The 25,872-nt window shown below is 31.8% G+C and carries 24 protein-coding genes; 13 read left to right on the top strand and 11 right to left on the bottom strand.

What is annotated here, in order from left to right:
- Positions 1-155 precede the first annotated feature (155 nt).
- From cas1 to csm5, 8 genes are read left to right on the top strand one after another with little or no spacing between them, the layout of a single operon-like run.
- Positions 156-1,085: a CRISPR-associated endonuclease Cas1 gene (gene cas1, locus BLQ93_RS04560; protein ID WP_092128504.1), complete on the top strand. Its 930-nt coding sequence runs from the start codon at positions 156-158 to the stop codon at positions 1,083-1,085.
- Positions 1,063-1,332: a CRISPR-associated endonuclease Cas2 gene (gene cas2 / locus BLQ93_RS04555; protein WP_092128502.1), complete on the top strand. Its 270-nt coding sequence runs from the start codon at positions 1,063-1,065 to the stop codon at positions 1,330-1,332. The genes cas1 and cas2 (BLQ93_RS04555) overlap by 23 nt, the downstream gene beginning before the upstream one ends.
- Positions 1,329-1,607 (top strand): CRISPR-associated endonuclease Cas2, encoded by a 279-nt coding sequence (cas2, locus tag BLQ93_RS04550; protein WP_092128500.1) that lies wholly within the window; start codon positions 1,329-1,331, stop codon positions 1,605-1,607. Before cas2 (BLQ93_RS04555) ends, cas2 (BLQ93_RS04550) begins: the two co-directional genes overlap by 4 nt.
- Before the next feature lie 57 nt (positions 1,608-1,664).
- Positions 1,665-4,034 carry a type III-A CRISPR-associated protein Cas10/Csm1 gene (gene cas10, locus BLQ93_RS04545; protein WP_092128499.1) on the top strand — a complete coding sequence of 790 codons (2,370 nt, stop codon included), beginning with the start codon at positions 1,665-1,667 and terminating at the stop codon, positions 4,032-4,034.
- A 1-nt stretch (position 4,035) separates the two neighbouring features.
- The gene (gene csm2, locus BLQ93_RS04540; RefSeq protein ID WP_159427491.1) at positions 4,036-4,497 is read left to right on the top strand and encodes a type III-A CRISPR-associated protein Csm2; all 462 of its coding nucleotides are present in this window, start codon (positions 4,036-4,038) and stop codon (positions 4,495-4,497) included.
- Between the two features lie 18 nt (positions 4,498-4,515).
- Positions 4,516-5,223 carry a type III-A CRISPR-associated RAMP protein Csm3 gene (gene csm3 / locus BLQ93_RS04535; protein ID WP_092128495.1) on the top strand — a complete coding sequence of 236 codons (708 nt, stop codon included), beginning with the start codon at positions 4,516-4,518 and terminating at the stop codon, positions 5,221-5,223.
- 2 nt (positions 5,224-5,225) lie between these two features.
- On the top strand, positions 5,226-6,128 hold the full coding sequence (gene csm4, locus BLQ93_RS04530; RefSeq protein WP_092128494.1) for a type III-A CRISPR-associated RAMP protein Csm4: 903 nt from the start codon (positions 5,226-5,228) through the stop codon (positions 6,126-6,128).
- Positions 6,128-7,291, top strand: a complete 1,164-nt coding sequence (gene csm5, locus BLQ93_RS04525) for a type III-A CRISPR-associated RAMP protein Csm5 (protein ID WP_092128492.1) — start codon at positions 6,128-6,130, stop codon at positions 7,289-7,291. The genes csm4 and csm5 overlap by 1 nt, the downstream gene beginning before the upstream one ends.
- On the opposite strand, the gene BLQ93_RS04520 is transcribed toward csm5, so the two are convergent.
- From BLQ93_RS04520 to BLQ93_RS04495, 6 genes are read right to left on the bottom strand one after another with little or no spacing between them, the layout of a single operon-like run.
- Positions 7,269-8,465, bottom strand: a complete 1,197-nt coding sequence (locus tag BLQ93_RS04520) for an SAVED domain-containing protein (RefSeq protein WP_092128490.1) — start codon at positions 8,463-8,465, stop codon at positions 7,269-7,271. The genes csm5 and BLQ93_RS04520 overlap by 23 nt on opposite strands.
- A complete protein-coding gene (locus tag BLQ93_RS04515) occupies positions 8,449-9,237 on the bottom strand; it encodes a hypothetical protein (RefSeq protein WP_092128489.1) in 789 nt (262 codons plus the stop codon). Before BLQ93_RS04515 ends, BLQ93_RS04520 begins: the two co-directional genes overlap by 17 nt.
- On the bottom strand, positions 9,237-9,860 hold the full coding sequence (locus tag BLQ93_RS04510; protein ID WP_092128487.1) for a hypothetical protein: 624 nt from the start codon (positions 9,858-9,860) through the stop codon (positions 9,237-9,239). Before BLQ93_RS04510 ends, BLQ93_RS04515 begins: the two co-directional genes overlap by 1 nt.
- A complete protein-coding gene (locus tag BLQ93_RS04505) occupies positions 9,851-10,282 on the bottom strand; it encodes a hypothetical protein (RefSeq protein ID WP_092128485.1) in 432 nt (143 codons plus the stop codon). The genes BLQ93_RS04510 and BLQ93_RS04505 overlap by 10 nt, the downstream gene beginning before the upstream one ends.
- On the bottom strand, positions 10,272-11,063 hold the full coding sequence (locus BLQ93_RS04500; RefSeq protein ID WP_092128483.1) for a hypothetical protein: 792 nt from the start codon (positions 11,061-11,063) through the stop codon (positions 10,272-10,274). The genes BLQ93_RS04505 and BLQ93_RS04500 overlap by 11 nt, the downstream gene beginning before the upstream one ends.
- Positions 11,064-12,164, bottom strand: a complete 1,101-nt coding sequence (locus tag BLQ93_RS04495) for a Card1-like endonuclease domain-containing protein (protein ID WP_092128481.1) — start codon at positions 12,162-12,164, stop codon at positions 11,064-11,066.
- Positions 12,165-12,393: 229 nt separating this feature from the next.
- On the opposite strand from BLQ93_RS04495, the gene BLQ93_RS04490 reads away from it, so the two are divergent.
- Complete coding sequence (locus BLQ93_RS04490; RefSeq protein WP_092128479.1) at positions 12,394-13,065, top strand: nucleoside triphosphate pyrophosphatase; 672 nt, start codon at positions 12,394-12,396, stop codon at positions 13,063-13,065.
- Between the two features lie 24 nt (positions 13,066-13,089).
- On the opposite strand, the gene BLQ93_RS04485 is transcribed toward BLQ93_RS04490, so the two are convergent.
- The 4 genes from BLQ93_RS04485 to BLQ93_RS04470 are packed head-to-tail and all read right to left on the bottom strand — an operon-like array spanning position 13,090 to position 19,428.
- Positions 13,090-15,186, bottom strand: a complete 2,097-nt coding sequence (locus BLQ93_RS04485; protein ID WP_092128477.1) for a flagellar hook-basal body complex protein — start codon at positions 15,184-15,186, stop codon at positions 13,090-13,092.
- 15 nt (positions 15,187-15,201) lie between these two features.
- Complete coding sequence (locus BLQ93_RS04480) at positions 15,202-16,962, bottom strand: flagellar hook protein FlgE (protein WP_092128475.1); 1,761 nt, start codon at positions 16,960-16,962, stop codon at positions 15,202-15,204.
- Between the two features lie 16 nt (positions 16,963-16,978).
- A complete protein-coding gene (locus tag BLQ93_RS04475) occupies positions 16,979-17,638 on the bottom strand; it encodes a flagellar hook assembly protein FlgD (RefSeq protein ID WP_092128473.1) in 660 nt (219 codons plus the stop codon).
- Positions 17,639-17,649: 11 nt separating this feature from the next.
- Complete coding sequence (locus tag BLQ93_RS04470) at positions 17,650-19,428, bottom strand: flagellar hook-length control protein FliK (RefSeq protein WP_092128471.1); 1,779 nt, start codon at positions 19,426-19,428, stop codon at positions 17,650-17,652.
- A 66-nt stretch (positions 19,429-19,494) separates the two neighbouring features.
- On the opposite strand from BLQ93_RS04470, the gene BLQ93_RS04465 reads away from it, so the two are divergent.
- The gene (locus BLQ93_RS04465; RefSeq protein ID WP_092128469.1) at positions 19,495-21,033 is read left to right on the top strand and encodes an NAD(P)H-hydrate dehydratase; all 1,539 of its coding nucleotides are present in this window, start codon (positions 19,495-19,497) and stop codon (positions 21,031-21,033) included.
- On the opposite strand, the gene BLQ93_RS04460 is transcribed toward BLQ93_RS04465, so the two are convergent.
- Entirely contained in the window at positions 21,014-22,762 is a 1,749-nt protein-coding gene (locus tag BLQ93_RS04460; protein ID WP_092128467.1) for a FapA family protein, read from the bottom strand. The genes BLQ93_RS04465 and BLQ93_RS04460 overlap by 20 nt on opposite strands.
- 84 nt (positions 22,763-22,846) lie before the next feature.
- Here BLQ93_RS04460 and folE2 point away from each other — a divergent pair, with 84 nt between their 5' ends.
- The 3 genes from folE2 (at position 22,847) to sucD (ending at position 25,860) form a co-directional block, all read left to right on the top strand.
- On the top strand, positions 22,847-23,617 hold the full coding sequence (folE2, locus tag BLQ93_RS04455; protein WP_025391829.1) for a GTP cyclohydrolase FolE2: 771 nt from the start codon (positions 22,847-22,849) through the stop codon (positions 23,615-23,617).
- Between the two features lie 144 nt (positions 23,618-23,761).
- Positions 23,762-24,967, top strand: a complete 1,206-nt coding sequence (sucC, locus tag BLQ93_RS04450) for an ADP-forming succinate--CoA ligase subunit beta (RefSeq protein WP_025391830.1) — start codon at positions 23,762-23,764, stop codon at positions 24,965-24,967.
- 2 nt (positions 24,968-24,969) lie between these two features.
- Positions 24,970-25,860 carry a succinate--CoA ligase subunit alpha gene (gene sucD / locus BLQ93_RS04445; RefSeq protein ID WP_092128248.1) on the top strand — a complete coding sequence of 297 codons (891 nt, stop codon included), beginning with the start codon at positions 24,970-24,972 and terminating at the stop codon, positions 25,858-25,860.
- Positions 25,861-25,872: the final 12 nt, after the last annotated feature.

The following is a 25,872-nucleotide window of genomic DNA, read 5'->3' as shown; positions in this document are numbered from 1 at the left end:
ACTAATACAATAATCTTTTTAATTTGTCAAGTAAAAAAATCATGTAATAAAAATGTTATGTACAAGGATTAATCGGGTGATTAATTTGAATTTTGGTTATTGCGTTGTTGTCTAAAATCAGAAAATTTTTCGTTTATATAATTGAGGGTAACAAAATGAAGGGCTTATTGTTTGTTGCTACACCAAAAAGTATAGTTTCACGAAAAGATAATAACATATGTGTATATAATGAAAATGGTCAATTTAAATTTCCAATTGGTTCTATCGAACATGTTTTTTTGTTAGGTGGTATTAACATCACAACACCTACAATTAAATTTTTAAATACATTTGGTAAGTGCGTGTTTTTGTTAAATCAATTTGGCAAGCTTATTACGGCAATTATACCTGAGCATATTGGCAGTGATTATTCTCTAAGACTGGCCCAATACAAAATTATGCTCTCACAGCAATCAAAAATTCATCTAGTAAATTTTCTATTAAAAGAAAAAGCAAAAAGCGTGGGTTATATACTGGGTCTTAATGAGTCAGCATACAATAGAAGCATTTATATTAAAAGTTTGATATCCAATGCAAGTGTGAAAAATTTACAAGAAGCGCTTGGTATTGATGGGTCTTTGAATTCAACATTGTTTCAGTTTATGAGAGAAAACCTACTCCCAGAAAACTTCGAGTTTAACGAAAGAAATTATAAACCACCAAAAGACCCTGTTAACGCAGTTTTATCTTTAACATACACAATGTATTATAGCCTTCTTATACCTATTAGTATGTCTTATGGATTTGACCCATATTTAAGTTTTTTTCATACAAAAAGGGGTAAACATGCTAGTTTGTGTTCTGATTTGATAGAGATTTCAAGACCATGGCTAACTTTGTTTGTTTTTGAAAATTTCAAAAATGCTTTTTTTGATCAAAGCGATTTTGTACTGAGCGAAAACGGCTGTTTTTTGAAAGAAAAAGCACTTAAATCTTATGTTAAACTTTTTAGCGAAAAGGTTATACATGGAGAATATATTGAGCATACGGCAAAATTTATCTTAAATCTCAAGGAAAAAATTTATGAAATTTCTAATAACTTATGACATAAAAAGTCCAAAAAGATGGAAAAAAGTTTTTGGCTATATTAAAAAGAAAGGTTTGAATATTCAGTTGTCTTGCTTTGAGGTAGAAATGAGTGATTACATGATAGGTAAACTTTTAGAAGAATTAAGTAAGTTTATTGATTTAAAAGAGGATGTGATTTATACATATCCACTTGAGCCCAATTCGAGCGCTTTTAGCGTTAAACTTGGAAAAGCAGAAGATTTAAACAAGGATTATGTGCTATGACAAAAAACTACGTTGTAATCTATGATATAACAGACTCTAAAAATAGGTACAAAATAGCACGATTTTTATTCGAATATGGTATTAGAACCCAATATTCTGTATTTGAAGTAGAAGTAAAGAACTCACAGTTTAACAAATTTATAGGATTGCTTGGGCGCAAAATTAAAAAACCAGCAGATAAAATTTACATATATCAATTAGATAAAAACAACCTAAAAAATATCCAAAGGATAGGTAATTATGAAAATTCTGTTATTTTTGATTTTTTTGTTTGACATTACAAATGTAGATTTTGTATACTATGTCAATAATAGTTAAAAAGGAGTCTAAAAGTGAATTTAGAGCCTGTAGAATTAATTAGTTTAGCTGCATTACTTCATGATATAGGCAAAATTTCTCAAAGGGCAGAAATACCAATTGAAAACAAATATAATTTAGAAGAGTACGCACCAGAAAAAGATGGACATTACTCTTACAAACACGCTGCCTATACAGCAGAATTTTTAGATTGGTTTGTTAAAGAGTTTAAAATAGAGTCCGAAAATGAAAAGACAAATTTGGTTAATATAGCCTCTTATCACCACAAAGATATTGATGAACCTTTTTGCAAATTAATCAAATATGCAGATCACTTGGCAAGCGGTTTTGAAAGAACACCGCAGAAAGAAAAAAGCGATTACATAAAAGAACAGTTGATTTCCATTTTTTCTTCCGTTTCAATTAACAATAACCAAAAAAACGATTACACATTTTCACTAAAGCCATTATCGTTTGATATAGAGCCGCAGTTAAAATCTGAAAATACGCCAAAAGATTACGAAGTGCTCTTCAATGGCTTAAAGGCAGATTTGCAAAAATTAAAAGGTATAGAAAATTTTGATATTTTTTATGACGGTTTAAATTATTTGCTTGAAAAATATGCCTGGTGTGTGCCTTCTTCATCTTTTGAGGTTAAAGCTGATATTTCTCTTTATGATCACTTGAGGGTAAGTGCCGCTTTTGCTGCAGCATTATACAAGTATTTTGAGCAATCAGGTAAGATTTTGCAACCAGATGATACCACATCAGCCTTTGCGCTTATTCAAGGAGATTTTTCTGGTATACAGAATTTTATATTTTCCAAACAAGGAGAATCAAATAAGTTTGCAGCTAAAATTTTAAGAGCAAGGTCATTTTTTGTATCGCTATCTACAGAACTTGTAGCTTATAAAATTTGTAAAAAGCTTGGTTTAACTAAAGCTTCGGTTGTTATGAATGCTGGTGGTAAATTTACGATTTTATCGCACAATGCAAAAGATTTGAAAAATACAATTAATGAAATAACAGACGAAGTTAACAATGAGTTTTTAAAGCTAAATTATGGTCAAACACGATTTGCAATTGCCCACATAGAGCTTTGCGGTTCTGATTTTTTAATTGATAAAAATGACAAAAAGAGCAAATTTAGCCAACGTTATGAAGAACTTGTTAAAAAATTAGAAGAAAAAAAGCTAAAGCCAGTTATCAAAAACTTTGTATTTGAGGATTATTTGGATTCAATAAAAGAAGGTGGCATTTGTAGAATCTGTGGCAACCATCCAGCAAACTTAGATACAGAAGACACACCCATTTGTGAAGTGTGTTATAGAATGAAAAAAATTGGTGAGAATTTAGTTAAAAACAAGTTTTTTGCTATTACGACAAATGAAACAAGCTCAAGCATTCCAATTTTTTCTAATTACCATTTGGTTTTTGAAAATAAAGCTGAAAATTTAAAAAATGCTTTGCTTGCTTTTGAAATAGGCTTAGAAGACGAATTTAGAGGTCTTGCAAAAAGTAAAATAGCAGCTTATGTGCCACGCTTAACACAAGATGAGATAGATAAATATAAAGATTTAGATGATGTACAGGGTTTAAAGGAAGGCGACATAAAACCTTTTTCTGCAATTGCAAAAGATGCAATAAAAAATGATAAAGGGAGCGATTTTTTAGGTGTATTAAAAGCTGATGTAGATAATCTAGGTTTGATTTTTGCACGTGGTTTTGGTGAAAATGTAAGTATTTCAAAAACTGTTAGTTTATCCAGAATGCTTGATTTCTTTTTTACAGGCTGGCTTCAAAATGAAATTAAAACAAATTTTAGATCAATTTATACCGTTTTTAGTGGCGGCGATGACCTGTTTCTTATTGGACCTTTCAACCAGATTATCGAATTAGCGAAAAAAATAAACGAACATTTAAGACAATACACAAAAAATGAAGACTTTCACTTGTCGTGCGGTATATATTTTGCAAAAGACAAAGTGCCCGTTTACCAGATGGCAAGGCAAGCCGAAGAAATTCTCGAAAAAAGCAAAAAAGACAATGGTAAAAATGCCATAACATTATTTGAGCGTACTATGAAGTGGGATCAATTCAATAAATTAATGGAAATAAACTTAGATGACATTTTTAGAGAAGCTGATGTTTCAGAAGGGTTTAAGTATAATTTATTTACTTATTTGAAAATGATAGAATCAAATAAAAAAAGAGACTTGTTATGGAAGCCTCTTTTGATTTACAATATTTATAGAAACGTAGCTAAACAAAAAAGCAAAGAAGAACGAAATCCTGTAATAGAAAAGTTTTTATCTTTAATGGTTAAATATTTTGAAGACTATAAAGGTGATTTTTTAGTGCCTTTGAGCAAATATATTTATGAAAACAGAAAAGGGAGGAGTTAAAATGAATGAAAGAGAAAATTCTTATGAAAAAGACAACAGTGAACAAAAAAATCCTAGTCATAATATAACGCCGAAAGATTATTTTAAACCAAATAGCGATATTGTTAAAGATGATTTGTTTTCTGTAACAGCTAATAAAATTACAGAAAGTTTTAGTAAAGAAGGCAAAATAAAAGGAATTCGAATTATTAGAAAGTTTTATGATGAAGTTTTAAGGTTAAGATTAAAATTAGACAGCGCAAATGATAAAGAGAAAAAATTTGTTGAAATTTTGCCATACCTAAAAATGTTGATACCAAAAGTTGTTTATTTTAAAAACAGAAAGAATGTAAATGTAGATGAATCTTTCGAAAGTTTTATTAAAATGAATATAGAAAATATTACTAAGGTAAAAGAATTTGAGGTTTTTTGCGATCTATTTGAAGCGGTACTTGCCTATACAAAGAAATACAAAGAACAATAATAAAAGGAGTAATGCACAATGAAACTTGAAAAAATAGTAAAAATTACTGGAAAAATTGAGTTAAAAACCGGTTTGCACATAGGTGCAGGTAATGACAGTATTCATATAGGCGGTGTGGATAACGCTGTTATAAAAGATCCAGTAACAAAAAAACCATACATACCTGGTTCTTCCATAAAAGGTAAAATAAGAACGCTTCTTGAGTGGGCTACAGGTAGAGCGGGAGATTCAAATCCTTTTGCAACAACAAAAGACGATGATCCAATTGCAAGAATTTTTGGTAATGGAAGTAATAGTGGAAAATATAAAGTTTACAAAGGTGGCTCTACAAGGGCGAGTTTTTCTGATTGCCAGCTTAGTGAAGAAAATAATAAAAAACTTGAAGAAATAGGCTACACAGAAATTAAAACTGAAGTGACAATTGATAGAATAAGCGGCACAGCTGCGGGTGCTGGCCCAAGAAGTACAGAAAGAGTTTCTGCAGGAGCAAAATTTGATTTTGAAGTAACTTATAAGGTTTTTGATAAACAAGACGAAGAAAACCTTGAACTTTTACTTTTGGGCATGAAGCTACTTGAGTATGATGCGCTGGGCGGTTCTACTTCAAGAGGTTATGGAAGAATAAGTTTTAAAGATGTTACAATTGAAGGAAGCAATAAAAGATTTGATGATATAAAAATAAATAATGATTCGTTCAAAAAATGGGAATTTAAGGGAGAGAGATAAAAGTGCAGTCTCTTAAGCTTACATTGAAATTTACAAGCCCTCTTGCAAGTGCCTTACAAAGCGATACAATATTTGGCCAATTTTGTTGGTATTATAGCTACATTTATGGTGTAGAAAAGCTAGAAAGCCTGATTAATCAAGAAAAACCTTTTGCAGTTTTTTCTGATGGCTTTTTAGAAAATCACATACCAATGCCAGTATTAAAACCTATCTCAATTGATAATTTTAGTGATTATGCAGACATTAAACGCTTTAAAAAGTTAGAGTTTATTAAAGCCAGCGCCTTAAAAGATGTAGATGTGCTTGACGCAGTTAAATTAATAAAATTAATAAAATCTGTGAATTTTGACAAAAAATCCTATTTTGAACGCCAGGTTATTTTGAGAAACAGCATTGATAGAATAACAAATACTACTTTGGAAAACGGTTTATATCAAACAGAAGAAGTTTTTTTTGACAAAGATGCAAGAATTGATATTTATGTAAAATATGATAGTGAGCTTATTGATAAAGATTGCATTACAAAGGTTTTTGACTATATTGGTCAAAGCGGTTTTGGTAAAGACAAATCAATTGGAAAAGGCAGATTTAAAATTACAAATTTAATAGAAAACCCCGATTTGCTTAAAGAAAAGCAAACAAAAACATTTATTAGTTTATCCAGTGGCGTAACCTGTGATGATTGCGAGGTGCTTTTTGGTAAAACCTTTGTCAAATTTGGAAAGCATGGAGGGTATGGTTTGCCAAATCCATTTAAAAACCCTGTAATAATGTTTAAGTCTGGATCTACTTTTAAGATTAAAAATTTTAAGCCTATATTTGGCAAAAGCTTATCTGTTTCTAAGTATAAAAACCATAAGCATGGTGCATATCTACTACCGTTATTTGTGGATGTGGAGGAATAATGAAAAGTAAAACTTTTAATATAAAACTAAAAGTGTTAACACCCATACACATTGGAGATGGCAACTCTTATGACCCAACAGACTATACAATAGATAAAAACGAGCTGCATGTTATAGATCATGACAGATTTATTCAAAAAATCAACTCAAATAAAACCTTGTATGATGATTTTTTAGGAAGAATTAAAAACTTTACGCCTGAAAGTATCGGCTTAATAGATTTTATAAGAGAACAGTCAAAAGGTTTATATAAGTATTCTTTAAAACTTGATGAAAAAGCTCTGGAATATGTAGCGAAATCCCCAAACGAAATTGGCAGAGCCCCTATTGATAAATTTATAAGAAATCCGTTTAATGATACAATCTATATACCAGGATCAAGTATTAAAGGCGCGCTAAGAAGTGCAATTATTGAAGTTATTTTTAGGAAGCTTTCTAATAAAGAAGACAAAAGTAATGACAGTGAACGAAGAAATAAATTGCTTGAAAGCTTGATTGAAAGAAACTCAGATTTGAATAAGCATAACGATAAAGGTAAATTGTTAGAAACACTTTTAACCACTACTTTTAAACTAAATGATGCAAAAAATGATATACTAAAGCATGTTTTGGTTTCAGATTTTTTGCCAAGCGAAGCGAGTTTGCAAATTTGCTTTCCGATAAATAAAAGCTCTACTAAAGAAAATAATATACCTGCGCTTTTGGAATGCGCAATGCCAGGGAGCACTTTTGAAGGAACAATTACCTTTAAAGAACAATTTTTTATTGAATTGGGAAAAATTCTGGATAATATAGCTAACATAACAAAATCAGGCTCACCAAAAAAGAATTCGCTGCAAGATTTTGATGGTAATCTTTTAGCAAAATGGATAAGGGCAAACTACGTTGATAAAGTTTTAAATTTAGAATATAAACGAACAAAGACTAAATTTACTTTTGATAAAACTAAAGAAAGTGATTTTATATTAAAAATAGGTAAACACGCAGGGGCTTTGTCAAAATCAATTGCAGGCTTAAGAAAGATAAAGGTTAATGCTTTTGATCCTGAAATAGGTCGCAAAGAAATAAAGATTGAAGATTCTCAAACAACCTTTTGGTATATAAACAATAAGCCAATGGGTTGGGTGCTTGGCGAGGTAATTAGCTCAAGTCACTTAAATTAAATACTTTAAAGTAACTTCCACTGTCAAAAAAATAGTGATAAACACTTGCATTTAAGAATTTACCTATTGCACAACCCAAAGCAAAAGCCATAGCCACAGGCATGGAAAGCACCAAATTAACTTTTTTGAATTGATACTGTCTTTTTAGATAGTTTATTGCATTGTTAATTTGGCGTGTTGTTTCTTTGTAATTTTCAATTGGTATGTTGCCTTTTACTTTTGCTTCAATTTTTATAGTAGGCTTATTTGTTGGTGCTGTAGGTTCATGGCTTGCAAAATGAAGCAGTATATTTAATTCTTTTGGTGCAGATTCAAGCGTGTTTATAACTAATTCACTAAAATTATAATCTATTGTTTTTAGTTCGCGGTCTGTATCTAGAGCTTGCAAATACTGACCTGATTGAAAATGCAAAACTTTGTATGGATAAATGCTGCCAAGATAAGCACCTATACCAAATGCAAAACTTGCCGGACAATTGAATGCAACTTCATCAAATGGTTCAATAAATTTGGCTGCTTGCTTTATAGTTGAAGTCCAATCAATCTTAGGCAAATTGCCAACATTTAAGACTTTAAAGCCAGGGACACTTAATTGCTCATTTCTTGCCAAAATTAGCTTCCGATCTGGCATAAATACCTGGTTTAAGATTTCGTGTAAATTTAAGTTTTCTCCTATTAAAATTTTATTTTTAGAGTTTGCGTATTTTTGTTTTTCTTGTAAACCAGGCGTTTTTATCTTTAACGATTCATCGATAATACCACTAAAGCAATAGTTTTCTTTAATATTTTTATTATGCATTAATGCATAAGCTGCGACATACATTGCCAAATTGTAAGAGCCTCCATCAAAGTTTTCATCGTTAAAAATTGCATCAAAGTCAAATTTTAAAAGTTCTTTTATTTTTTTTGTATAGTGATTATTTGGATTTTTGGCTTTAAATACAATAATTTTGATTAATTTATTTTTGCTGTTACCTATAGCTACAAATTCTGTTTCTTTAAAAGCAATATTTTCCAGCTCAAAAAGCCTTTTTTGAGCGCAATAGTAAATTGAGCGATAATTTTCTGGTATGTTGCGGAGAGTTTCTATATCATGTGAGTTTTTTATTTGTTCTTTGAGTATTTCTAATCGTTTTGGATTTAGATTATCTAAATAATCAAGGTTTATCGTCATATATTTCGATCTGTAGCATTTGTTCTATTGCATATGGGCTTTTTATTGGTGTTTTTGATATAATTTCAAATGTAGGGGCTTCTATTTTGCCTTCAAATAGTACAATTTCTTCCCCTTTTGATTTTATGTATATTTTTGCAAATTTTCCTATGTTTTTGTCTGTTGTATCGATAATGATGTTTTTGGGATTTATTAAAATATTTACTCCGTTTTTTTCAAATAGCTTTTTTTCGTCAAAAGCGGCTTTTTTCTCTTTTTCAAACAAATCTTTGCTAAAATTAAAATGTATTACATTAGTATCTTTTTCAAAAAAAAGATTTTTATTAAACTTTAATGTTTTTTTTAACTCTTCAAATTTAAATTTGTACCTTGCATCTTTTGGATTAAATGGGACTTTTGGACCTGTTTTAGAAGGCGGTAAGTCTTCACCATCTAAAGCTTTTTTGAGAAGATTAATATCGTTTTCATTAAGTTTACTATAGTAAGAGTATTTTGCATTATCAAGGAAAATCCTTTTGTCAAGCTCAATTATCCATTTATCAGCGATTGGATGACTAACATCTACAAACATATCCGAGTTTGTTGCAAACTCCCAGAAATTTGACATTAGGATAGTAGTATTATCTTCAATGTAAACTGCAATGGCAAATTCTGGTTCATATATCTCAATGATGTCACCAAAATGTAACTCTTTTTTGTTAGTATTTTGTTTTGTTTTTATTTTTATTTTTGATTTTTTATATACTTTTAGTAAATCATCTAATATACCCATTATATTTTACCTTCTGCTTTATTAACGATTTTTTGGGCGTTTTTAGACTTAGCGCAAAGTAGATCAAATATTAAGTCTTTTGTTTCGTAATCAAGATTTAAATTAATAATTATATCTTTTAGCTTTTTTTTAAGCCTTTCTTTTGCTTTGTATTCTGCTTGCTTTGAAGTATATACATATTTGATACATCCTAAAATATCTAAAAGAATCAAGTTTTCTTTATCCGAAAGCAATTTTTGAAAAGTTTTTAGTTTATCTAAAGCTTCAATTTTTTCAATATACTCATATTGAGTGTGTTGTTTTGGTTTATTATCTAAAATTTCTAATAAATCTTTTTCTTCAGTTTCTATAAGTTGAATTTTTTTTTGTTTTAATATATCTTTAAAATAATTTATAGCAGAGGTTTTTACAATTAGCCATCTTAAATTTTGATTATATTTTAAAAATGACTCTTTTTTCTGGTAAAGGAAAATTGTAATTTCACTTTTTAACTCGTTAATTTCGCTAAACAACCCAGTTTTATAAAAAACTTTAGCTATATACAAAGAAAGTTCGTTTACAAGTTGTTCAAAATTTTTAATATTACCATTTAAAAATTCTTCTAAAATATTCTCTATTTGCAATTTTCAACCTGCTTTTTTAATTTCGCGCATAAATAATCTATATTATTGCAAATTCCGCAGTATTCAACAAGTTTGAAATCAAAAATATCTTTGCTTATGGGAAAAACTTCTTTATTTTTTAGCCTGTAAACATAAGATATATCAAAAAAATGAAATCTGCACTTTTTTTCGCAGTTTCCTGATATTGAAAAGCTTATCTGATTTTTATAAAATTGCTTTGAAGAAAAAAACGCTACGCAAGTAATATTTGTCTTATCTTTTGTTTTTAGTATAACAAAAGGCCTTCTTTTTGTTTGCAAATCATGAGAGCCTAAATCCATCGAAAGCTTTTTTTCTACTTCACTTGCACGAGCTATCCATAGTGTATGATCTTTGAGTTCATTATCTAAAAATTTTTTAATCAACTGTTCGCTAATGTACATGTACCTGTCCAAATCCCATAGAAGCGTTTGTGCCTATATTTAATATGCTTGCCAGATAAATGTATCTGTAGAGATCTTTTGAGTTTTCTATGTGAAATTTTAAGTTTGTACAGGGGATGCTCATAAGTTTTTTCTTTCGATTGGAGTACCTTGCTATATTATGAAAGGTGCAATCGATTTTTGTTGCTTTAAACTCTGAATGAATGTATATTTCGTCTTGAGTTTTACCGTAAAATTTGTTTGTTAGGTAAATTCTACGCTCTATAGCTTTAACAATATCATCAAAATCAATTTCCTGACAATTTAAAATTTTAGAGTCTCTTTTAAATCTTCCAAATTCAATATTCAAGGTAAAATTGCTTTTGTTTTCAATATTTTTAAATTGATTAGAATTTAATATAAACTCTTCTTCCTGGATTATATTTAAAAAGGGATTGTAAAAACCTGATTGCTTTACTTTAAGGTCTCTTGTAAAAGCCTCTAAATACATTTTTGAAAATTTGGAAAAAGTCCCAAGAAGCGTTATTCTAAGTTCATTTTTTGTGGATTTATTTATAACATAGGGTAAAAACAATGTATCTTTGTATTTTTCAAAAGAAAGCATATACAAACACTTATCTACAAGCGGGCAAACCTCGCAAGTTGTATTTTTAAGTATACAAAAACGCTTTTTTAAATTTCTACCCAGCATACCCCTATAGTAAGAACCGTAAAACTCATAGTCTTTATCTATACCCTCATGTTTAATTGTGATAATGGTAAAATTAAAATTCCCCATCATTTATAATTTTAACTTTTCTCTAAAAATCTCACTAAGGTTTTTTTGTTTTAATGATTTGTAGTCAATTAAGTTTATGCCAATAGAATTTGCACGTTGTTTTTTTTCTTGACTTATTTCGCTGGAAGGAGGGTTTAAAATAACAAGGTGCGATTTTGCACTTAAACCAAAATTTTGCCTTAATTGTCCCGATTTGTAAATTACATCTCCAATATAATCTTTTACTTCGCCGGTTTTACATTCTATTATATGCAAATCATTGTTTATAATAAAAACTACATCAAGCTCGTTTGATACATCTCTGTCATTTTCTATTTTGATATTACAGCTTATATCATCAACTGGTAATGTTTTTATTTGGTCAAAAACATAATATTCAAACCAGCCACCCGTAAAAAAATCGATTGTTTCTTTACTTCTAAAATCAAATTGGTCTAATTCTTCTTGCGTTATACCGCAGTAGTTTTTTAAATCTTTTATGGCTTTTTTGGCTTCATCTTCTTCTAAAATTTTTTTTCTTGCGTTTTCATTATCACGATATACTCTAAATTTTTGTGTAATATCTAATACTGTTTCATAATCAGATTCAAAAGCTTGAAAGAGTTTTTTTGCAATATTTGATTTTTTACTATCCTGTTTTTGAGTGCTTTTGATTTTGGTGCCAACAGCGCTCATATATTCACGAATGGATAATTTGCAGGTACTAGGAATTTGACCTGCTTGAGGGTACAAAATAAGATAAAAATTTTTATCAATAGACTTATAATAAATTGTAGAATTTAAATTTGAGTTTTTAAAAAAATCGTAAGCACCTAAAGCCATAATTTTGGTGCCGCCTGTTATATTTACCAAAATGTTGTCAAAAGAGTTTTTTGAAAAGTATTCTTCAAGTTTTCCTTGAATGTCATTTAAATCGTTTTGGTCTACTACTATGCTATCATTTTCTTTTTTATTTAATATGCTGAGTATGGATTTACTATAGTTTTTTTCTTGTGTTTTTTGCGTTTCTATAAATAAAATTTTATCCCATTTATCATAAAAATCTTTTAGAAAAAGTGCATTTGGTATTGATTGATCGCTAAGCAAAACTACAGCAAGATCCATTTTGTACCCCTTTTTTATCTCATTATGTATTTTTTTAATATTTTGTCAATAAATTTTATAAAAAATTGATTCAATTTTTTATTAAAAAAAGCATAATTTTTTGTTTTTTTTAGATTTTAAGCTTTTACTTCAAAAGGATATTCTCGTTTGTTATTCTTGAAGTGCACCTTAAGTGTATGAGGAGTTTTTTACCTATTTTATGTAGAGGATTCTTAACTTACGCTTCAGAATGGCAAAAAAGGGCGAACTTGAAAATGACAAGAAGAAAAAACTTGATAAATGCAATAGAAATTGTAGAATGCTAGAAGTTATTTTTTTAAAAAAAATTATATTAAAAATGGTTTATGTAGCTACAACATCGCCAAGACGCATTGAGTTGCTTGAACAGTTTGGCTTTGATTATAAACTGGTTAAGCCTTGCAAAGAAAAACTAATTATAAACAGTAAACAAGATTTAGCTGTACAAAAAGCCATAAGTAAAATTGAGTGTTTGCATATAGATGGTTTAGTGGTTGCCTTTGATACTATAGTAGTTTTCAAAGATAAAATTTTTGAAAAACCAAAAAACATCGAAGAAGCTAAATCCATGCTTTATGATTTAAGTGGTAGCTGGCATTCAGTAATTAGCGCAATTGCAATAAAATATAAAGATTTAATAAAAGCTTACTTTGAAAAAACTTTTGTTAAGTTTGCAAAGCTAGAGAAAAACGATATTGATTTTTTGACAAGCAAAGAAAATGTATTAGATAAAGCTGGAGCTTATGCTATCCAGGGTTATGCAGCGCTTTATATAGAAAAAATTGTTGGAGATTACTATAATGTGGTGGGACTGCCTCTAAATAGATTTAAAAAAATCCTTGAAGATGATTTTAAGCTTAAAAAAAGCGATTATTTAAAGTAAGTTTAAGCCCAAAAAGGGCTTAAACTATTGGATATTAAGGAGGGTTTGGAGCATTTGGTCTGATGTGCTTATAATTCTTGTGTTTGCCTGATAGGCACGCTCAGCTATAATCATATTTGTAAACTCTGTACCTAAGTCAACATTGCTTTCTTCAAGTGTACTTGGTGCAATAGTGCCGGCGCCTTGAGTCCCAGCGGTAGATATGACTGGTGTTCCTGAGTTTGCAGTAGCTGCAAACAAAGAACCGCCTTTTGACATAAGGCCGTTGTCATTATTAAAAGTAGCAATTGCGATTTGAGCCAATGGGTAGCTTTTGCCGTTTGAAAATAATCCTTCTATTACGCCATCCTGGTTTACAAGAATACTCTGTAGGCTGCCACTTGGAAAACCGTCTTGGGTTTGAGAGGTTGTTTGAGATGGCAGAGAAAATTGTGTAAGTCCGTTAAATGTACCAATCGAACCGTAATTTAAATTTATTACCTGACTTGATGTGCCGTTGTTCCAATTTACAGTGATTGCAAGAGGGCTTGATTCGTATGTTAACTGACCATTTGAGTTAAATTTTAATGTTCCACTGGAGTTTAAAATGTTTGCTGGTGCTGGAGCACTTGCTGTCCAGATCCATGTGGATTGCTGGGTTGTAGGATCATATGAAACTTTTCTAAAATTAAAAGTAAGCGTATGTTTATTGCCAAGGGAATCATATACGTCAATTGATGTATTGTGAATGTCTGCTTCAAATGGCTGGCTTGCACATATCGCACTCGGTGCTGTTGTGCCAGAAAGTGTGCCCAAAATTGTACCTAAAGTTATATTATTAGAATATACCGCACCAATTGTTTGGGATGAGCCAGAGTTATTTGTAATAACAATTTGACCATCTTGGTTAATTGAAGCTGTTGAATTGGAACCCCACGGTGAGTTTGTTAAATCTTTATTGATATTAGCTACTAATCCAGCTAGAGTGGAAAAATCGCCACCGTTACCATTGCCTGCATTAGAAGAAGAATAATTATAAATATATGTGTTGTAATTTGCCCCGCCATCATAGCTTAAAGCTACCGCATCGCCTGGCTTTGAAAAGACTGGTAGGCTCGTACGATTGCCTCCTGCAGGAATTGTGGCTGAGTTTCCTGGACCACCTTGCAGATTTTGCAAGATGCCAGCCAAAACTCCACCAGTATCGCCTGTTGTAGCGATGTTAGATATAGTAATTGGATTAGTTCCTGTATTTTTTATTACTAATTCGCCATTTGAAACAGAAGCGGAAACACCAAACTTATTACTTATTGCATTTGCCAAACCATCCAGAGTAGTAAAATCTGTCCCATAAGTGAATGTGTTTGTTGTGCCATTTATACTCATACTAACAGTAGCACCACTTGCCAGTGCTATTGGCTGTCCGTTTATGTTATAATCTGGTGTAGTGTTTGTAGCACCTAAATCATTGGTTCCATTTGTGTCCAGTTGAGCTGTTTGAGTAGTTTGGCCTATACCTATGGCATTGCCATTTGAATTAAACAAAACATTCATATTATCTGTCCCGATTGCTGGACTCATTTCTGTTATAGTATCGCCCCCGTTGAGGTTGCCTGCTATTGAAATATTTTTGGTAACACCAGCTGGCACAGTCATATTTTGAGGTATATTAATGCTTTTGATGCTTGAAGCTGTATTTATTGTGTGGGTTGTATTGTTTGCCATCCAGCCTTGAACAATGTTGCCTAATGGATCAACGAGGTTTCCGTTTGCATCAAAGTTAAAATTTCCGGCGCGTGTGTATTCGTAAGTGTTTCCACCATCGCCTGATACAATAAAAAAACCGTTTCCCTGTATAGCCAGGTTTGTTGTAATATTTGTAGTTTGAAGGCTGCCTTGAGAGAAGTTTTTATTAATGTTTGCAATTTGTGTACCAAGTCCAATCTGTTTTGGGTTCATGCCTCCTAAGTTGCCTTGCGGCGCACTGGCTCCACTTAGAGTTTGACTTAGCACATCGCTGAAGTTTATAAGGCTTGCTTTAAAACCTACAGTATTGACATTTGCAATGTTGTTTCCTACAACATCCATAAATTCCTGGTTTGCCTGCAAGCCGGAAACACCGCTCCAAAGTGATCGCATCATATTAGTTTACCTCCTTTACTGTTTTAATTGGATAGCTGTTTGTATCATCTGGTCTATTGTTTGTATGCTTTTTGAGTTTGCCTGAAATGAACGCTCATAAACAATCATATTTGTAAGCTGAGTGCCTAAATCCACATTGCTTTGCTCTAAGCTTGATGGTACAATTGTACCTCGTGGACCCTGCCCTGCTACGCCAATGTAAGCTTTTGAAGCAATATTTTGGGGCGTATCTGTATTTGCTGTAATTTGATAAAGGTTTGAGCCTATTTGAGATAATCCTTGCGGATTTGTAAAATTTGCAATGGCTACTTTTGCTAATGTATAGGAGTTGCCATTTGTGTATGATCCTATAAGATCGCCATTATTGTTAAAGTAAACACTTTGAAGAACGCCAGATGGTGATCCATCTTGAGTTAAAAATGTTGTGTTTGAGTTTAGTGCAAACTGCGTTATGCCTGTAAATTGATTACCTTGGTATGTACCATTATTTGTATTCCAGAAATTTAATAGTAAATTAACATTTGGTGCACCGTTTGTAAGCGAGGTTATGGTAATTGTGGGTGATTGTGTATTTGTAGCAAGACCGCCATTTGAATCAAAATTAATTATACCAGAACCATTTTGCACGCTGCCGTCATTGTTTGGCAAAGTTGCCTGCCAGGACCATTGATTTGGTGCAATTTTCGTAAAAGTTATATTTAGATTATGTTTTTGACCTGTAGAATCGTAAAAAAAGGCGTTTATAGTGTGTGTGGCAACATTAAAGGTTTGTGTAGAAGCACTTTGACCTGGAGGGATAATCTGATTTAGAGCCTGCATAACTGTGTCAAGTTTTTGATTGTCTGGAGCGTCTGTAAAACTTGGATCCTGGTTTGTAGGTCTTACTTGAATATTTATGTTAGAAGTTGCGCTTTGTGGGTTTGATATAACAAACTGGCCATTTGTAAAACTAAGTGTTGCGCCTTGAGGCAAGTCATTTTGCATTTTGTTTAATAAATCAGCTATACTAGTAAAAGTTGCTGCGCCAGAAAGAGGTGTGGTTGTTGAATTTGGCGATAAATACTCGTATGTGTGCCAGGTTTTGCCACCGTCATAGCTGATTTGAAAGCTGTCACCATCTTGTATATTTAGCGAATCACCATTTGAGTCAAACAATACATTGAAATTAACAGAAGTGTCACTTGCTGGAGAGTATTCATTTACAGTATTTGATGAATCTAAGTTTGCCTGCATTTTTATATAAGTAGAAGCTGTAGCCGGCACTTTTTGAAAACCCGATATATTGATAGGTGAAACTGCAGATGTTGGAACACCTGTTTGAGGGTTTGTGTTTAAGCTAAAACCTGTACCAGTTGAGCTGGGGCTTGATAGCCAACCAACAACAAAATTACCGTTTGGATCAACAAGATTGCCTGATCCATCAAAAGAAAAATTACCTGCCCTTGTAAAATAATAGTTGGGATTGGATGCAGGTCCGTGTTGTAGTATAAAAAATCCGTTTCCATTTATTGCAAGGTTTGTTGCTATGTTTGTTGGCTGAATTGAGCCTTGTGAAAAATTTAAGCTATTTGATGCAATTTGGGCTCCAAGTCCTACTTGTATTGGATTTGTGCTAGCAGAGCCCCCAGAAATTGTCTGATATAGTACATCTTCAAAGTTTGTAGTGCTTGATTTAAAGCCTACAGTGTTTATATTTGCTATATTATTTGAAACGGTATCTACGGCAAATTGATTGCCAAGTAAAGCATTTTGAGATGTCCAAAAACCACTATCCATAAATTGCCCCTTTGTGTTATGTTGATACGCCAGTTACGTTGTTTATACTGATGCTTTTGCCCAAATTTGTGTGTAACACTGGACCATCTGGACCAAACGATATACTCGTTACTGTGCCTGCGCTTTGGTTTACCGGTATGATATTGCCATTTGAGTCTGTAGCAGTAAATGCTACAGTGTAGGTTCCGTTTGATAGGTAATTACCGTTTTCGTTTTTGCCATTAAATTGAAAAGTGTTTGTACCTGCATTTTGTGGTCCTAAGTCAATTGTGGCTACACTATTGCCACTTGCATTTATAATGGTGGCTTTTACATCTGCTGCGTTTTGAGATAAGGTGTAGGCTGCAGGCGTTATTGATGTACCGTTTATTGTTATGGTTGTAGTGTTTGTAAGAATATTTTTACCCAAAAGTGATGCTGCATAGGCATTTGTTTGACTTTGGTTTGAGAGCTTGCTAAGTGTTTGATTCATATTTACAAGCTGTTGAAGCTGAGAAAACATAGTATTTTCTTGTATAAATTGGTCACTTGAGAGAGGATTCATTGGGTCTTGATGCTTGAGTTGGGCTATGAGCAATTTTAAAAAACCATCCTGTGTTATAGTATTTTTTGGATTGTTTATCTGTGATGCGCTTGATGCAGGTGTTAATGTGGTTGGCGATGATACTATACTCATAATTGCCTCCTTTATATACTTATATCTAAAAGCGCAATAGTTTTTCTAAATATGCGCTTTATTTGTTTTGTGTTATTTTCAAAAACATAATTTTGTTGTTTTTGCTGGCTAAAAGCTTGATTGAAAGAATTTTGGCTATTATCAGATTGATTAAAGTTTTGGTTAAAACTGGAGAATGTCTGATTTTGCTGATTTTGGTTTTGATTAAAGTTTTGCTGGCTTAAATTACTGGAAGTTACGCTTATTTGTGAAACATTTATGCCCTGCTGTAAAATTGTAGTTTTGAGTGTGTCAAGATTGCTGTTAACTAAGTTAAAAACTTCTTGATTGTCTACATGAATGCTAGCACTTAAATTTTTAGATGAATCAATGGAAACTTTTACATCAATGTGACCGAGAGAAGGTGGATTCAGTTGAATTTGTATAGTTTTTATGACGGGTGGTCTCAAATTTTGTAACTCTATTATTTTTTCAATAATATGATTAATCGGATATGCTTGTTTTGGAATATTTGGAGTGTCTTGCATTTTTTGAAGACTTAAAGCGTTTGATAAGCCAAATGAACTTTGATTGTTAATTATAGGTTCTTGCTTAATCTGATTTAGGGTTTTTTCTTCAATTAAGGGCTTTTGCAAAGACTCCAACTCTTGATTTATATTTGGTTGGTTTTGAATTGTAAATAGAGTTTTTAGTATTTTATTATCTATTGTAAATTTTGTTTGCGGTTGTTCTTGGGTTTGGTTTTGCTGGTTTTGAGGATTTTTATAGCTGGGTTTGTTTTGAGATGCAGAATTTACATCATCTTTAATTTGTATGTTATTTGTATTGTTTAGATAATTAATTTTTGGTTGGTCTTTGGGTGATAAAAGTTTATTTTCGGTAATTTCTAATGATTGTTGAGCGCTATGGTTGTCTGGTTTTAATTGAGTGGTAGTTTCTAAAATATTTTTTTGTACAGGATTTTGATTGGTTTTTGTATCACTGTTTAATTTAGATTTATCAGGTAGTTGATTATAGCTTATATTTTGTTTGTCTTTACTCATCTTTAGCATAAGTGAAGGATCTTCATTTGTATAATTATTTTTTGTTTCAATATCGATTTTAGTGTCAGCTGATTTGTGTGTATTTTCTTTTGTAGGGTTTTTATTTACATAATTTTTTTGGGTAATGAAAATTTGCTCAAGAGATGGGTTTTCTTTTTGATCTGCTGAGGTTTGGTGTATTTTAGTTTGCAATGTTTTATTGGATTCATCATTAAAAAACTTTGTATCTTTCATATTGCTATTGCTTGTATCTAATTTTTCTGCTATTTTTGTTTGTATAACAATTTTTTCTAATTGAGAGCTTGATTTAGGGTTTTCATTTGCTTTAGAGTTTTTTTGGGATGAATTTTCTTGAGCAGTTTGTATTGTGTATGCAGTATCAATCATAGATTGATTTAGCTTTTGTAAGGAGTAATTAGAATTTGTTGGGTTTGTATTTTTTATATCTATATTCTTAAAATTATTATTTAAGCTATTTTGGATTAGTGAAAGTAAAGCGATTATATCATTTTTTGATAAATCGATATTTTTTTTTGTGTTTTTGGGGTTATCAATTAATTCTTCAATTGTATTTAAAATATCTTCTTTAGATGTGTTTGTTTGGTCTTCGTAGTCTGTTTTTAACAACTCTTGTAAAATTGAGCTAAAATCACTTTTTAAATCTTTGGAGGTTGATTTTGTAGCTAATTTATCTATAATCTGGAATATGATGTCATTTAGTTTAGTATCCAAAATAGCCTTTTGCATCAAACATACCTCAAAAAATGTTCCTATAAGGTTTTATAGCAAAATTTGTTCCACAAGGGGGAATTTATGAAGTTAAGCACTTCTTTTGAAATGAAAGAATTAGATTCAAGATCCATCAATGAGTTTAAAATTCCTGACATTGTTTTAATGGAAAATGCTTCAAGGGGCACTTTTGAGCTTATAAAAAAACAATTTGGCAACATTGAAGGTGTAAGGGTGAGTGTATTTGCTGGTCTTGGCAATAACGGTGGAGATGCTATGGCTATAGCAAGACACCTTTACAATGCGGGAGCTAACGTTTTGGTTAACCTTGTGGCAAATCCCGATAATCTTAATCCAAGCCCTAAAATAAACTATGATATATTATGTTCTATGAATGTGCCAATTAATATAATTAATCATATTGATGATATAAATGAGGTTTTTTTGGCTCACTCTCAAATTATTATTGATGGTCTGTTTGGTATTGGTTTATCACGCAAAATTGAAGGTCTTTTTTATGAGATAATTGAAAAGATCAACAAATCTAATGCTTTTATTGTGTCTGTTGATATACCATCTGGTATAAATGCAGATACGGCAGAGTGTTTAGGTATTGCAGTAAAAGCAGATTTAACGGCTACATTTGCACTAGCTAAACCCGGTCAATTTTTATATCCGGGTAGACTCTATTGTGGACAATTGGAGGTGGTTGATATTTCTACACCAAAGCAATTACTTGATGATTTTAAGCCTACTTTTAACGCGTTAGTAAAAGATGATTTTGTTATTGAAGATAGGCCTAAAAATTCACACAAAGGCAATTTCGGTCATATAGCCATAGTAGGTGGTAGTATAGGAAAATCTGGTGCTGTAATTTTAGCTGCAAATGCGGCGCTAAGAAGTGGTGCTGGACTTGTGAGTGCTGTTGTACCAAATTGTATAAATACTGCATTTGAGTCTTCTTGTATTGAAGCTATGAGTTATCCTGTTAAAGATAATAACGGCTTTTTTTCAAAGGAATCATTTGATGATATAGTTTGTTTTGTAAAAGATAAAGATGTAATTTGTTTTGGTATGGGGCTTGGTGTCTTTGATGATGGGTTGGATTTGCTTGAAAGTTTACTTGAACTAAAAAAACCAATGGTTATTGATGCAGATGGTTTAAATGTTTTGTCTAAAGATGTGGGTTTGCTCCAAAAAGCTTGCGCTCCAGTTATTTTGACACCTCACCCCAAAGAATTTTCAAGGCTTGTTGGTAAAACTACATCGGAAGTTCTAAAAAATAGACTTAATCTTGTAAAAGAATTTGCAAAAAAATACAATGTAATATTAATCCTAAAAATGGCTGATACATTAATTAGTGATGGCGAAAGCATATTTATTAATACAAGTGGTAATCCAGGTTTGTCAACCGGAGGTAGTGGAGATGTCCTCTCCGGTATTATTGCAAGCTTAGTTGCTCAAAACAATGATGCGTTGTATGCATCTTGCTTGGGTGTATATTTACACGGCTTAAGTGCAGATTTAGCTTTGAGCGATTATTCAGAAGCTTCACTTTTACCTACGGATGTGATAAATTATCTAACAAAAGCAATAGAGGCTATTAAAACAAAGGCTCAATAACAATTTGGTCTTTGCCGTCAATTTCTCGCACATAAATTTTTATAGATCTTTGTTTGTTTAACAAGCGTCTTGAAAGCGTATCATCAAACTCTATAAGGTTTTCTGCGTCTATTTCACCTTTTATAATTATATGTGCTAACTTGTAGCTGTTCTGTAATTCTTTAATTTTATATATTATTACTTTGTGTTGTTCTTCAAGAGAAGCTAATTTGTTTTTTTGTTCTTTATAGCTATCTTCAATTTCTTTAAAGTTTTTTACTGAATTTAATAAAGCAGTTGGTACTTTTGCGCCTTTTGCTTGTAGCTGTCTTATGAGTTTTATAGATTCGCTAAAATTTCTTAAGTTAGAATCAAGTTTTTGTTTTAGCATATCGATTGTTGATTGTGCCATTTTAATTTCATTTGAAAGTACTTTTTCTTTAATTAGCAATTCTTTGTATTGAACCGAGATTTCTGGAATTTCAAGTGGTTTTATTGAAATCTTATTATTGTTTCCAATAACATTGTTTAAGATTACTTCTTTCGACGATGTAACAATATTTGAGCTTAACATATCTTTTTTGATTTCAACCGAAGGAGAAATTATATTACATGCAAGGCAATTCTCAATTATTACTTTATTTTGAATTTCTATCTTAGCATAATTTGCATTTTCAATAAACGCCTCTTCAGCAATTAATGTACCATTTAAATTTTTTATTCGTGCAGTTTTAGCTTTTATTGTAGCTTCTTTGTGCACACTACCTTTAATATCAACAGTTTGGGCTTCAATATAGGCTTTTGGTCCTACATTGCCGTTTATTACAACCTTTTTGCCTGTAACTTTTATGCCAGCACCAACTATATCTTCTTCAATATCATTTGTAACGCCAATATTTATATCCGATACATTTTTTAAGTCAATATTTCCGGTTTTTATGTCGGCTCTGTCTACTTTTACATTTTCTTCTACATGGAAGATGCCATTTTTTTGAATCAGAGAACCTTTTTTTTTGGAAATAAACTTTATACTTGTTTCATCTTCTACTTTATCAATATCCGCTGTATTAATTCTGATATTTATTTTTTGAATTTCTTTACCATCTTTAGCTTTTAAGATATTTCCAAAGATGTCATATCCATCGATACCTTTTGTGGGTTTGATATACTGAGCAATTACAGTGCCAACATCTACGCCGATTGCAAAATTTCTTTCTTTGAAATTTATATTTCCTTTATCGTCAACTAGCCCTACAGTATTTAATTGGAAAAAGGTTTTAAGTTCCGAGTCTTTGCCATCAACAGGAGGCGTGCCAATTGCTATTAATACTTTAAATTTTTTGAAGTTTGGGTTTAAGCGCTTTTGAATTTCTTTTGCAGTTAAAGCTAAATTGTTTTCTTTTATACCATAAACGATACCATAGAAAGCTAATTTTTTTTTGATAACATGAATAATATAATCCAAATCAACATCAAGTGGTTTATCTAAACTGGTACAATCTACTTTAACAAAAGCTTCTTTTTCAGGAGTTGATTCGTTTATATCAATGTCGATTATTTTGCATAGTAGATCTGGTTGTTTTTGGATAAAATCTACTGTATATATGGGCTTAATTCCGTCTTTAGTTTGAATTATTTTTGTATCTATTATATCAAAATCTATATGCGAAGGATTAATCGAATAATTTTCAATGATGTTATTTAGTTCATTTTTAATATTTGACGTTTCAACTCTAATTTTACTTTCCATAAATACATTTTTAACAGAAAATATACATTTGTGCAAGTTTTTATGTAATTTGATTTATTTTTTGTAATGATTATAATTTAGTTTGTGAGTTTAAAAGATGTTCAATCCCAAAGGGATTTTCGAAATATTAACATAAATAAAGTTGGTGTAAAAGGCGTAAAGTATCCTATTACGCTACTTGATAAAAAAAATGGACTGCAACACACGATTGCCGATATTAATATGTACGTATTATTACCCAGTAAGTTCAAGGGCACACATATGAGTCGATTTATAGAAATTATCAATGAAAATAAAAATGAAATAAACATAAAAAAAATTCACCATATTTTATCTCAAATGAAAACTAAACTAAATGCGCAAAAAGCTTATTTAGAAATAAATTTTGACTATTTCATAGAAAAGCAAGCGCCCGTTTCAAAAATTAAATCTTTAATGAGCTATACTTGCGGTTTGTATGCATTTAGTGGAGATGCGGATGAGTTAACTCTTTTTGTTAAGGTTCCCGTAACTTCGCTATGCCCTTGTTCAAAAGAAATAAGTGACTACGGTGCACACAATCAAAGAGCTTTTGTATCTGTTTATGTGAAATTTACCGATATGGTTTGGATAGAAGATATTATTAGTATTGTTGAAGCAAATGCAAGCAGCGATATTTACTGTTTGCTTAAAAGACCAGATGAGAAATTTGTTACGGAAAAAGCATACAATAATCCTATGTTTGTGGAAGACATAGCAAGAAATATTGTAAAAGATCTAAAATTAGATAAGCGCATTTATTGGTATAAAGTAGAAGTGGAAAGCTTAGAAAGCATTCATAACCACAACGCTTATGCCTGTATTGAAAAAAACTAATTAATACTCTTGATTTTTTTAAATTTTAGTTTATAAAATTATACTTGATATGTATGGAGTATTTGTAAAAAATTTACAAATTATGATTGACATTTACGATAAAGTAATGTATATAAATTTTAGAAACTTTTTTTGGAGGTTTAAATGAAGCTTCACGAGTACCAGGCAAAAGAGCTTATGAGTCAATACGAAGTACCAATACCAGAAGGCAGGGTAGCATATTTTCCCTACGATGCATGGATGGTTGCAATGGAGCTGGGTTTTCCTGTTGTATTAAAAGCACAGGTTCTAACCGGTGGCAGGGGCAAAGCAGGTGGTGTAAAGATTGCTAAAACTGCAGATGAAGCCAGAGACATTGCTCAGGAATTATTTGGCAAAACGCTTGTAACAGCACAGACTGGACCTCAGGGTGTAAAGGTTAGAAAACTACTTGTAGAGAAAGTATCAAGCATTAAAAGGGAACTCTACTTTTCTATTACTATAGATAGAACCATAGGAAAACCAGTGGTTATTGCTTCAAAAAGGGGTGGTATGAGTATAGAAGAGGTAAGTGAGCTCTACCCGGAAGACATCATAAAAATACCGATAGATCCAGCGGTAGGCTTTTTGCCATACCAGATAAGAAGATTAAAGTACGATCTTGACCTTGTTGAACAGGAAAAAGAAATATCAAGAATCGTAAGTAACCTGTACAAACTGTTTATGGATAAAGACTGCTCGCTTTTAGAGATGAACCCGCTTGTAGTAACAGATACAAACCACTTGGTAGCCCTTGATGCAAAGATAGAAATAGATGACAATGCAATCTTTAGAAGAAAAGAAATAGCAAAGATGAGAGATTTAACTGAATATGACCCAGATGAGCTTGAAGCACGTTTTGCTGGTTTAAACTTTATCAAGCTTGATGGTGATATAGGCTGTATGGTAAACGGTGCAGGTCTTGCTATGGCTACAATGGATGTTATCAAATTTGCAGGTGGAAACCCGGCAAACTTTCTTGATGTAGGTGGTGAAGCTACACCAGATACCATAGCAAAAGGCTTTGAGATAATAACCAGAGACCCAAAAGTAAAAGCTATATTCATAAATATATTTGGCGGTATTGTGCGATGCGATAAAGTGGCAAATGGCATATTGCAAGCCCTAAAGACAGTAGAAGTAAAAGTCCCAATAGTAGTAAGGCTTACCGGTATGAATAAAGAAGAAGGTATGGAAATGCTAAAAAACAGTGGCCTTGCATTTTCTGTAGCCCAGGACATAAAAGAAGCTGCTCATATGATAACTCAAATAACAAAACCAAAAAAAGAAGAAAACCAAACAACAAAAGAAACCAATAAGAAGGAGAAATAAATATGGCTATAGCTGTATATAAAACAAGCAGGGTAATAGTACAAGGCATTACAGGCAAAGAAGGTAGATACCATGCCCTAGCCTGCAGGGATTACGGGACAAAGGTAGTAGGTGGTGTAACACCAGGCAAAGGCGGCAGTGATGTGGATGGTATACCTGTATTTAACACTGTAGAAGAAGCTGTTCAAAAAACAAACCCAAACGTAAGCCTCATATTTGTTCCACCTCCATTTGCAGCAGATGCAATACTAGAAGCAGTAGGCAGTGGTATAAAGATTATTGTATGTATAACAGAAGGTATACCTGTGCTTGATATGGTAAAGGTAAAAAGGGTAATTGAAAAAGAAGGCATAATACTTATAGGTCCAAACTGTCCAGGTATTATAACACCGGATGCTTCAAAAATAGGTATAATGCCAGGTCATATCTTTAAAAGAGGCTCAATAGGTATAATCTCAAGAAGCGGTACACTGCTATATGAGACAGCAGATCAAATATCAAAAGTAGGTCTTGGCCAATCTACATGCCTTGGTATAGGAGGTGACCCTATAGTAGGCACAGACTATATCTTCTGGCTTGAAAGATTTGAACAAGATCCTGAAACAGAAGCCATAATGATAGTAGGTGAGATAGGTGGTGATGCAGAAGAAAAAGCTGCAGAATACATCAAAGCTCATGTTACAAAACCTGTATTTGCTTTTGTTGCAGGCGCAAGCGCTCCAAAAGGCAGAAGAATGGGACATGCAGGTGCAATTATAATGGGAAAGAAAGGCACTGTTGAATCAAAGTACAATGCTTTAAAAGAAGCAGGTGTTCATATCATAGAAAATCCTGGCTACATTGGTGAAACAATATACAAAACACTAAAAGATAAATATCACTTTTCGATTTAGTCTATCCCTCCT

Origin of the sequence: Desulfurella multipotens (assembly GCF_900101285.1) — a bacterium.
Classification (GTDB): Bacteria; Campylobacterota_A; Desulfurellia; order Desulfurellales; family Desulfurellaceae; genus Desulfurella; species Desulfurella acetivorans.
This window is presented reverse-complemented; position numbering and strand designations above follow the sequence as displayed.